We start from the raw sequence: 11041 nt of genomic DNA, 5'->3' as shown, positions 1-11041 counted from the left end.
TGGAGTCGGCGTTGGGGTTGGAGTCGGTGTTGGGGTTGGAGTCGGTGTTGGGGTTGGAGTCGGCGTTGGGGTTGGGGTTGGAGTCGGCGTTGGGGTTGGAGAAACAAGAATTATGCCATTGCTGCCATTATTTGCACTAGCATCTAAGATTCCATGGGAGATCGACCCATTTCCGGAAGTAATTTTGAGGGTAATATCCCCCCCCTGACTATCATTGGTCGTTGAGTCAATACCTTGTACAACAATGTTCCCTTGTTGAGTTTCAAAGAAAACATGTCCTGCATTCCCATTTTGGGCACTCGAACGGATAGAACTCAATGTTGTAATGTTCCCAATTGTTTGAATCCATAGGTTAATGTTGCCACCGTTTCCAGCTAGCTGAGTAGCGCTTGAGTTCAATTCTCCTGTGGTTATATCACCCATCTCCGTCGTCAATTGAATCGTACCAGCATTACCGGCTTGGGTGGATGTATTCAGATTTCCCGTACTAATACTTCCCCCAGAAGTAGTTAGGGATATATTCCCCCCTTGTCCATCGGAATGAGTATCGAGGTTTGCGGTGGTAATAGTGCCCGCAGAAGCCGTTAAAGAAATATTTCCCCCTTGTGAATTATCGCTGGTATTTAAGTTTCCAAGGGTAATACTGGCTCCTGAAATATTAATCTCTCTACCCGGAGCGGTAAAGGTGGCGGATGAGTCCATCATAAATGAACCGTTGTTATTCCTATCCGCATCAGCCCTAAAGATGATAGAACCCGTACCCGGTAAGAAATTTAAGGAGACTCCATTGGCAATGGTAATGTTCTTGGTCGCTTCTAAAACAATATTGCCTGCCACCTGTTCTAAAGTAGTAGCATTAAGGGTAATATCAGTTCCTGGAAATTGGTTAAAGTCAATGCTGGGCAGGTTATTCTCGGCTTCTGGAGGGTCAAAGGTATTGGCAATTAGAATATTTTCCGGATCGAGTAAGAGGGTTCCCCAATTTCCGGCTGGAGCGCTGACATTAACTTTGCCGGAAAAAGTAAGGGTGTCTTTGCCGGAAACTTCTACTAATCCCCCATTTCCTCCAGTTTCTCCTCCTTGCGCTTCTACTGTGCCGTAAAATTGGGTATTTCCATCTGACCAAATGATAATTTCTCCTCCATTTCCGTTATCCAAACTATTAGAGCGGATGTGGGAATCAGGACTAATGAGGGTTTGTTGGGCGTTGGGTAGGGGGCCTTTTCGTTGGTACGATCCGCCGATGTAAATTTGACCGCCATTTCCAGGAGTAGAAGCCTCAAGAGTTGCGTCAATTACGCCGACTTGAGTACCAATGATGTTTATGGTTCCAGAATTAAGATGGGGTTGGGTATGGGAAACATCTAGGGTATTGGAGGCGATCGCCACGCCTGGATTGTCTGGTATGGTAACCTCAGAACGGGTTAATACCAGTTGTCCCTGAGCATTTACCTCGATCTGGGAAACATGATGGGGAATTTCTCCCCCCGTGAGCAGTTCAGGAACCGAGAGGGGGTTAAAGGGGATAGACTGGCGATCGCCAACTGGAATTTCTAAACTGAGTAAATGTCCTTCTTGGGAAATGCGTAGAGTATGATGACCTGGAACTGCACCCAAGGTGATTGTCCCCCCTGGTGCATTGAGGGTTCCTAAATTGATGACTGTGCCACCGGTTAAGCTCAAGGCTTCACCGTCATCAACCGTTAAGTTCCCCCAATTCAAAATTACGCCTGGACTAGCTCCATCAAACCTAAATTCATTAGGTGTACCGGTCAAAATTTGCCAGTTATTGTCCCCAAATGCATCCAACCATTGATTTTGACCAAAACCAATACCCGTGGCAGTTGTAGCGTGAAATGCAGCAGGAACATTGAGTTGGGCATTCGGGCCAAATAGAATCCCCGCAGGATTAATGAGATAGAGGTTAGAATTACCTCCTAAAACTTGGATTAACCCATTAATTGTAGATGGATTTCCCCCATTAATGCGGCTGAAAATATTCTCAATTCCCGGTGTAGACAGAAAATTGGCTACCTGATGAGGAGTCAGGCCAAATTGAATAAAACTATGAAAGAGGTTCGCACCATCAGCAGAGGAACTCCCCCCTTGGATATAGAATTGATTCCCCTGGGGAATCACTGTCGTTCCAGTACCATCAGCCGCTGGTACAATCGTTTGGGCTTGGGTAATTTGGACATAGCTTCCGCACAACCACAGGGATAGGGTGAGCAGGAGATTCAAGCTGTTTATCCGCAGGGACATAAGTAATTACTCGGATTCACTCGATGAAAGGAGTTGGCTTTGGGCAAATGCATCGAGTTGGACAGAGCGGAGCAACGTTTCCCATTGGTTGGCGATCGCCCCATCTTGGGGATGGCGATCGTAGAGTTGAGCCATCGCTGATAGCGCGTCATGCCAAATACCTGACTCAGCATAAATCTTGGGGAGAGCTTCTGGACTAGCTTGTTGAATTTGGGCTTTTAGAGGGTCGCTTGCTTCAATACGTTCTATCCAACCATCTACAATTATATCACCCGTACGGTCTTGAGGATCGCAAACCAAGGATAAATACCAATGGTAGAGTTCATTGTTTTTGAGTCCTTCTGCTTCCTCTTTCGATAAGCGGATACTGACAATTCCCGATTCAGAAGGGGCAGGCAGTGCTTTCTCGTAGATAATTGTTGTGTCGTTTTTGTCCATCAAGGTGAATTTCAGCATTTTACCTTCAGCATGAGGCACATACCAGAAGAGGGTAGGATGGCTTTCTAAAGTTAAGGCTAAATCTTTGACAGGAACTAAAGCGGTTAAGGGTTTGTTATTCCCTTCAGAAACACTACAGCCACGAGTTCCTGCATCTGAGGTTCTGGGGGGTGCTCCTCTTCTTGGAGGATTAAAGGCTTGGGCAATTTCAAAACTGGGTTTAGGGAGGGCAGTAGATCCACTGTGCCAACCCAGAATTGCCAAGAAAGTTAAGGTGGCTAGTTTACGGGTTGTTCCTGACAAAAAAGTATTTTTTTTCACCTTAAATAACCTCAATTATTACGATGGACACAAGGAAGGCGATCTAGAGATCTCAGCAATCTTAATGATAGTCTTCATCTACCTGCTCGGAAGATAAGGAAGGAGAGACGTTCTCATATAACCAGTTTAGTTTTTTCCCGTTCTCTTTTTAACCGAACAAGTACGGATTTTTCTTTTAAGTTTTCATTAAGACATCCACCAAGAGTTTTCAAGGAGGATCGAGCACTGAAATCAAATATTTTGGGTTTAGGTTTCAAAAATTTTCCGGAAGAGACCAAAGGATTGAGCTAGATTGTAATATTAAATTCCTAAATGTTTGCTACAGATAAAGCTTCCAGGATAAAATCCCATCCCGCTAGAGAGGCAATGACTGACTCTGTCAATGTTGATAGCACTTGAGAGAGTTGATTGCGTAAATTATCAAGGTGCTCAAACCTCAAGGGGGGAGAAGGTAGCTGAAAGGTTGCTATAGCGACCTTTGTCGGCGATAATTTGCTGAAAATGTCAACGACAATCTTGCGATCGCATATTGGTGAGAAAAAAAGGGGGTGATACCCCCCATTCTATAGCTATTCTCTTTTCTATGGAGTACAGCTTGAAGCCTGAGATCCTAAGTAATGCTTCAAGATAATTCTTCAATCCGTCAATCTTTAAGGAATAAGAACTAACGCATGGTGACAAATTCTTCCGCTGAACTGGGGTGGATGCCAACTGTGGCATCAAAGTTGGCTTTGGTGGCTCCCATTTTCAGAGCGATCGCCACGCCTTGGATAATTTCTCCCGCATGTTCTCCTACCATATGCGCTCCTAATACTTTATCCGTTTCCTCATTAACTACCAATTTCATTAATGTACGGTCTTCTTGGCCGCTCACAGTATGATAAAGGGGTCTAAATTTGGCACGGTAAATTTTAACTTTATCACCATACTGAGCGCGAGCTTCTTCTTCTGTCAAGCCCACGGTTCCCGCTTCAGGATTGGAAAAGACAGCAGTCGGTATATTATCATAACTCATTTGCCGAGATTTCCCCCCAAAATGGGTATCAGAAAAAGCGCGACCTTCTCCAATGGCAACGGGAGTTAAATTCACCCGATCCGTACAGTCTCCAACAGCGTAGATATGTTCGATGTTGGTGCGACTATTAGCATCAACGACGATTGCCCCTTTTTCCACGGTTATCCCTACTTTATCTAACCCTAATTTCTCTAAATTGGGTCTACGTCCCGTTGCCGAGATTCCCACTGCATCAGCAATGATAATCTCCTCCTCATTTTCTCGCGCAATCGTCACCGCTAGACCTTCATCCGTTTTTTCCACCAGCTTAATCACGCTCTTGTTTAAAATCCGGACACCATGGCGCTCCATTTCCGATTGAATATGGGTGCGAATATCCCCATCAAAGCCATGGAGAATATGCTCCCGACGGATCACTTCCGTCACTTCGGTTCCCAGTCCATGGAGGATACAGGCAAATTCTACGCCAATATATCCACCGCCTAAAATGACCACCCGTTTGGGTTGCTTTGTGAGCTGGAAAATTTGATCGGAAATTAAGGTATGTTCAATCCCAGGAATATCGGGTTTAACCGGTTTGCCTCCCACAGCAATCAGGATTTTATCCGCCGTTACCGTATCTTCACCAATTTTGAGGGTATGAGGATCGACAAACTCAGCATATCCTTGATATAACTTGACCTCAGATTTATCTAACATTCTCTGATACACCCCATTCAGGCGATCGACTTCCCCATTCACAGCCGTAATCATTTTCGTCCAATCTAGCTGACTTTCCACCGGACTCCAGCCGTAGCCTTGGCTCTCTTCAAACCAACTGGGAAAATGGGAAGCATACACCATTAGTTTTTTGGGAATACAGCCTCGGTTAACGCAGGTTCCCCCCAGGCGATCGAATTCGGCAATACCAACCTTAGCGCCATATTCGGCGGCACGTCTAGCACTGGCAATTCCCCCTGAACCGGCACCAATGACAAATAAATCGAAATCGTAACTCATGGTTGTGTTTTTCTCAAATTTCCTCTATTGTAATAGATTAAGCCTCACGAGTTGCTGCGCTTTAGCGCTAAACCCTTCAGAGTACTAAAGCACAACTAAATTCTGGTTATCTAGTGTATCATTGGCAAAAAATATTGGCTTTAGTGCTAAACAGTTAAGGAAAATTCAATCGATTGTAGAATCTCATCAGGAACAATTCTGAGAGGCATAGTATGAATCCTTTGAAGAATGAATAATTAGAGCCGTTTGGTTTGTAATATAGCCTCTGATGTGGGAGATGCCTACCCTAATTCTGTCAATCCTCGATACAATTTTCATAGACCTGGTGACTGATAACTGAACATGACTGTAGAGACCGAAACACCAACCCCATTGCCTACTGTAGACCCTCTGGATGAATTGCCCGATGATGTGGAAATGTCGTTGTTTGACCATTTGGAAGAACTACGGCAACGGTTTTTCTATGCCTTGATTGCGGTGGCGATCGCCGTGGTAGGCTGTTTTGTATTAGTCAAGCCGATTGTACAATTCCTGGAAGTTCCCGCAGGAAATGTTAAGTTTTTACAATTAGCTCCGGGAGAATACTTCTTTGTTTCCCTGAAAGTGGCAGGCTATAGCGGTATCATTCTGGCCACTCCGGCGATTCTCTATCAAATTATCCAATTTGTTCTCCCTGGACTGACGCGCAGAGAGCGGCGCTTAGTGCTGCCAGTGGTAGTGGGATCGAGTGTCTTATTTCTCACTGGGCTGCTGTTTGCCCAAATGGTGTTAATTCCCGCAGCGCTGAACTTTTTTATCACCTATGGCGCGGAAGTCGTTGAGCAAGCATGGTCAATCGATCGCTATTTTGAGTTTGTACTGCTGCTGATGTTTAGTACCGGGTTAGCCTTTCAAGTCCCCGTCATTCAAGTACTGTTGAGTGTCTTAGGATTGGTTTCATCACAACAAATGCTTGCCGGATGGCGCTATGTGGTGATGGGAGGCGTACTCCTTGGCGCTATCCTGACTCCCTCTACCGATCCGGTGACGCAAAGTTTACTCGCGGGAGCCGTTTTAGGGCTGTATTTTGGAGGCGTTGGGTTAGTGAAGGCGATCGGTCGTTAACCGGTGTGGTAAAATACGGATTCTGAACCTTAAAATTGGCTCTCGATTGGGTTTTTCCCAGTATGAGCCGTGGTCAAAGATAGGACAATTAGGAATGAAATAAATGGAAGTCGTATTAAGCAAGATTCTTTACAAGGGTGAAATCAAAGGGTCTCAATCCGATGAATATATTGAGATCGCCAATTATGGAGGTGGAAGTGCAGATTTATCGGGTTGGAAAGTTGCTTCATCAGGAACCAACCAAGAATTTACCTTTCCCGAAGGGACAGCTTTAGCCTCTGGTAAAAAATGCCGGGTATATACCAATCAAATTAATCAAGAGTCCGGTGGATTTAGTTTTGAACATAAAACTGCCCTCTGGAACGATCTAGGAAGTACAGGAAAACTCTTTGATGCCCAAGGCAATGAAGTCTCTAGCATTTCTTATTCATCCAATGGTAAAGTGGCGATCGCCGAAATTGGCTATAAAGGCCAGATCAAAGGGTCTCAATCTGATGAATATATTGCGATCGCCAATCATAGCGATAAGAGTGTTGATTTATCAGGCTGGAAGGTTCTTTCCTCCGGCAGAAATAAAGAATTTATCTTTCCTGAAAGCACCTCTTTAGCCTCTGGCCAAACCATACGAGTCTATACGGATCAAATCAATCAAGAGTCCGGGGGATTTAGTTTTGAATACAAAAGTGCCCTCTGGAACGATCAAGGGGGTACGGGAAAACTCTTTGACGCTCAAGGAAATGAGGTTTCCAGTTATAGCTATCAAAATTCTAATTAACAACCGAACCCACACTGTCCTTAACAACTGGATTAGAGCTAAGTTTTCTTCCTTTCAAATTAAGTAGTCGACCGTTTTATCTAATTTGGTATAGCAGTGGAAAGGATAGTTAGGACATTTTCTATTGCCTGTTGCCTATTACCTCAAACCATAACCTCACTGTCCTAACCAACTTATTCACTGCTATAAATTAGATAAAAATGGGGATAGGGAGAGAAATGTGCCATACACTTTCCTTCGTTGTTGCACTTTAGTACTCTGAGCTGCCATAGTACTAAAGTGCAACAACGAAGGAAATCTAATTCAGCATTTTAGACAGGTAACAGTAATACAGAATTTATCTATTTCCTGGTATTTATCACTATAATGGGATCATATCACTGTAGGAAGCTAGGAGTTCATCACTCGATAAGTTAGCACTTTCTTCTTGGGGACTCCACAGGAATTCAAACACGAGGAGATAGTCAGGAGAAATAGCACCTAAACGTCCTAATGCTTCTCTTAAAGATTCTGGAGTTTGGATATCCTTAAATAGAGGTTGATCGTCGGCGGTTCCCACTAGGAAGGTGACAACGACATAAGAACCGGGAGTAGAGAATTCCTGACTTAAAGCGGCGAGTTTTTCTTGGACTGCACCGTTAACATTCACTAAGGTTTCGGAGGTGAATTTACTCCTTTCCTCTAGAGAGAGTTGTTCAAATAACTGTTGTGCTTCTTCGCGAGAGTTAACGGTTTGAGAACGGGAAGAAACATAACACCAGCGATCGCTCCTTCGCATGAGAGCCAATGCTCCCTCTTGCAACATATCTATCAATCCCTCTGGCGTTTCGGTATCCCCATTCAACGTTAACTGAGTTAACTGCTGTTGAAGATCGCCTTCTGGAGCCAACAGAGCCACTTGTAACTTACTCACCGTCACAATATCATTGTCCAACTCATTACTAGGAGAACGACGAGTGAAAATTAAATAAGCAATAAATACAACGCCCCCAATAATGAGCAACCACAGCACAAAGCCCATCCAGTTGGCTCGCGAATGATGATGACTGGCATAAGCGCCACTCCTGCCCGGGTCGGGCCTGCGATGCCGATGAGGAGGAGGAGGGGCATGATTTAAGGGCTGATGTGGTTCTAGATGGCTACCAGGAGGTGGTGGTTCAGGAGGATGAGGGGGGGGATCGGTTCTGGGAACAACATCCTCAGCAGGGCGACGATCGCCCGATATGGGCACAGGAACAGGAACGGGAATAACCGGTCTTGGGGGAGGTGGTGCAGCATGACCTGGAGGAGGAGGTGGTGGTGGAGCAGAATGCAGTGGAGGGGGCGGGGGGGCAAACGATCCCCCCCGTATCCGTCCCCCTGTACTATTGCTATTGGAAGAATTTGGGGTAACTGAAGGTCTAGGCTGAGAACGAGGCGTTGAGGTTGGAGATTTCTGTAGAGACGGTGTAGAACTTGATGAACTGCCAGAGCGGTTAGTAGAACTGCTCGAACTACCTGAAGACCGAGGGCGTGAAGAACCCCCACTAGCGCTAGAACCGCTAGAACGAGAGCGATTACCACCCGATCGCGATCGCCCCCCAGAGCTAGAACCAAACGATCCGCCTCGCGATCGCCCCCCACTCCTTTTCGCCACTGCTTCCGTACCGATCTCAAACTCCGTATTCAGCAATGATGCAGATACCGAAATCGGAACCCCTTGAATCATCAACCACAAGACGATCGTCGTGACCAAAAACCTTAAATTAGCATTAAGACGCATCTTAAGCTTATCCTCTGAAGCCCATTACCTCCAGTGTGCCGTTTCCATCCTCCAACTGTCCAATTAAACGCTCAAAAGGCACTCTAGTAATAGGCAAAAGGGGAAACAGAGCTTTACTCTTTCCTTCAACTGTCCATCAACGCGTTTTTGTATTCACGGTTGCTCCCTTAGAGCAGCAGACAGTGGTATTGTGTGGTGACACGGCTTAATTTTAACAGTTATGAGTGCAGACCAAGAACAATCTCAGTCTAATTCCTCATCTTTATTAGAAAGGATGGGTGCATTCTTCCAATGGGAGAGTTTGAATACAAGTTGGCAGACGGAAGTTTTAGCCGGAGCGACGACATTTATTACCATGGCCTATATTTTGGTCGTCAATCCTGATATTCTGTCGAACGCCATTTTTTTACAAGAGAGTCGCGATTTATTTGGCGAATTGGTCATTGCTACGGCCTTCTCAGCAGCGATCGCCTCTTTAATCATGGGATGCTATGCAAAATACCCCTTTGCCCTCGCTCCAGGCATGGGATTGAACGCCTATTTTACCTTCTCTATTGTCCTCAGACTTGGCATTGATTGGCGAGTTGCCTTAACCGCAGTTTTTCTCGAAGGGCTGATTTTTATCGGTTTAACGCTCTCCAATATTCGCGCTCAGATGGTAACGGCCATTCCCGCTTGTATTAAGCAATCTACCGCTGCTGGAATTGGCTTATTTATTACTTATATTGGACTCAAAAATGGTGGATTAATCGTCGGCGATCAAATCACCATAACCACTTTAGGAGAATTAAATAGTCCCGTCACCTTAATGGCTATTTTCGGAATCCTGATTACCTCCGCATTTATGGTACGACGAATTCGGGGAGCGTTGCTATTAGGAATCTTAGCTACCGCCATTTTAGCCTGGATTTTGGGTGTTGCCCCCTTACCAAGCGGTATTCTCGCCTTTCCCCAATGGCCGAGTGATTTATTCGGTCAAGCCTTTGTTGGATTGGCAAACCTGAATCAAATCCCCTTTTGGGAACTGTTAGCCATTCTATTTGTTCTCCTATTTGTTGATTTATTTGATACTGTAGGAACCCTGGCCGGCATTGGCATGAAAGCGGGTTTAATTAATGACCGAGGAGAACTTCCCCGAGCCAGTCAAGCATTTATGGCTGATGCCGTTGGCACGACCATGGGCGCAATTTTAGGGACATCAACTGTAACCACTTACATCGAGTCAGCTTCGGGAATTTCCGAGGGAGGGAGATCGGGATTTACCTCCGTGGTTTGTGCCCTATTGTTTGCACTCTCCATCTTCTTTATTCCCCTGATTTCCGGCATTCCTCCCTTTGCCACTGCACCCGCGTTGGTCATTATTGGCGTGTTGATGATGGGCAGTGTACGCTCTATCCATTGGGATGATCCAGCCGAATCTATCCCTTCATTCTTGACATTAGTTTTTATACCTCTTAGTTTCTCGATCGCCGAAGGTTTGGCGATCGGATTTATCACCTATCCGTTGCTCAAATCCTTTCAAGGTAAAATGCACGAAGTTGCTCCTGCGGTATGGGCGATCGCAGCTATCTTTACTCTACGGTTTGTGTTAATGGCGCTACAGATTGGAGGGTAATGCTTGGATGTCCACTCTTTTTAAAAAAATCAATCCATTGTAGTAATTCCCCAGATATAGAATACTGGGGGATATACAGCAGAATTGATCCATTAATCCATCTGATCTAAAATAGAGTCATCCTCTATTGAGGTCGGTAATAACTGAAATGCTGGCGATGGCTTCCCTGCGATCGCCATAACCAATTTTTAACCTAAATTTTGATTAGCTCAAAAGTTAAAGTATGTCCAATTTACCCCCACTTACCGATGAAACCATTTGGGCAATTGTGGATGAAACCCTAGAAAATAGCCTAGAAGATCAAAGGGTTAATGAATTAGTCTGGTATCATTTGGGCTATCGTTATAATTCAGATAACCAAACTTGGGATATCAGCCAAGCGAGCGATGATTGGGGTGAAGTTTATCCGGAACCTCCTGATTTTATAGATTCTCGTCCAGCAACCCTAAAGCTAACTCGCTCTATCCCTCCAGAAAATAAACAACTGCTGAAACAGGAATTAGGATTTAAAGGATATAAAATTGGTGAATTTGGCCCACGACAAACTCGACGAGCAACGATGGCAAATTGGTTGCTGAGTTATCGCAAACTTCAGCCACCTATCCAGTCTTAACATCAGTTTAAGCCTTGTTTCTTGATAGAACGATTGAGCTATTTTAATACACTTCTTTATTCCTATGGATTGATGTACAAGTTGCCAACTACAGTCCGTTAGAGTTAAGCCTGATTTTTGATTCATACGATAGATCA

General features: G+C 44.9%; 8 protein-coding genes and 1 pseudogene. 5 read left to right on the top strand and 4 right to left on the bottom strand.

Going from position 1 to position 11041, the window contains the following annotated elements; all coding sequences use genetic code 11:
• The 3 genes from J7529_RS07915 to gor all read right to left on the bottom strand — a co-directional run.
• Positions 1 to 2262: filamentous hemagglutinin N-terminal domain-containing protein (locus J7529_RS07915; protein WP_318728540.1), on the bottom strand; the 2262-nt coding region annotated here is incomplete at its 3' end.
• A gap of 6 nt (positions 2263 to 2268) precedes the next feature.
• The gene (locus J7529_RS07910) at positions 2269 to 3021 is read right to left on the bottom strand and encodes a DUF928 domain-containing protein (RefSeq protein ID WP_318728539.1); all 753 of its coding nucleotides are present in this window, start codon (positions 3019 to 3021) and stop codon (positions 2269 to 2271) included.
• A 664-nt stretch (positions 3022 to 3685) separates the two neighbouring features.
• Positions 3686 to 5035 carry a glutathione-disulfide reductase gene (gor, locus tag J7529_RS07905; protein ID WP_318728538.1) on the bottom strand — a complete coding sequence of 450 codons (1350 nt, stop codon included), beginning with the start codon at positions 5033 to 5035 and terminating at the stop codon, positions 3686 to 3688.
• A 106-nt stretch (positions 5036 to 5141) separates the two neighbouring features.
• Here gor and J7529_RS24655 point away from each other — a divergent pair.
• From J7529_RS24655 to J7529_RS07895, 3 genes and pseudogenes are all read left to right on the top strand, one after another.
• Positions 5142 to 5237, top strand: a pseudogene (locus J7529_RS24655) (DUF4160 domain-containing protein); the annotation flags it as partial.
• Positions 5238 to 5377: 140 nt separating this feature from the next.
• A complete protein-coding gene (gene tatC / locus J7529_RS07900; protein ID WP_318728537.1) occupies positions 5378 to 6139 on the top strand; it encodes a twin-arginine translocase subunit TatC in 762 nt (253 codons plus the stop codon).
• Between the two features lie 103 nt (positions 6140 to 6242).
• On the top strand, positions 6243 to 6914 hold the full coding sequence (locus J7529_RS07895) for a lamin tail domain-containing protein (protein WP_318728536.1): 672 nt from the start codon (positions 6243 to 6245) through the stop codon (positions 6912 to 6914).
• 361 nt (positions 6915 to 7275) lie between these two features.
• Here the strand turns inward: J7529_RS07895 and J7529_RS07890 are convergent, their stop codons facing one another.
• Complete coding sequence (locus J7529_RS07890; RefSeq protein WP_318728535.1) at positions 7276 to 8676, bottom strand: DUF1517 domain-containing protein; 1401 nt, start codon at positions 8674 to 8676, stop codon at positions 7276 to 7278.
• 220 nt (positions 8677 to 8896) lie between these two features.
• Between J7529_RS07890 and J7529_RS07885 the strand changes: the two genes are divergently transcribed.
• A complete protein-coding gene (locus tag J7529_RS07885; protein WP_318728534.1) occupies positions 8897 to 10291 on the top strand; it encodes an NCS2 family permease in 1395 nt (464 codons plus the stop codon).
• 223 nt (positions 10292 to 10514) lie between these two features.
• The gene (locus J7529_RS07880) at positions 10515 to 10904 is read left to right on the top strand and encodes a DUF1823 family protein (protein ID WP_318728533.1); all 390 of its coding nucleotides are present in this window, start codon (positions 10515 to 10517) and stop codon (positions 10902 to 10904) included.
• Positions 10905 to 11041 lie beyond the last annotated feature (137 nt).

This window comes from Roseofilum sp. Guam (genome assembly GCF_017746735.1).
Taxonomy (GTDB): Bacteria; Cyanobacteriota; Cyanobacteriia; order Cyanobacteriales; family Desertifilaceae; genus Roseofilum; species Roseofilum reptotaenium.
Note: the sequence above shows the minus strand (reverse complement) of the source record. Positions and strands in the feature narration are given on the sequence as shown.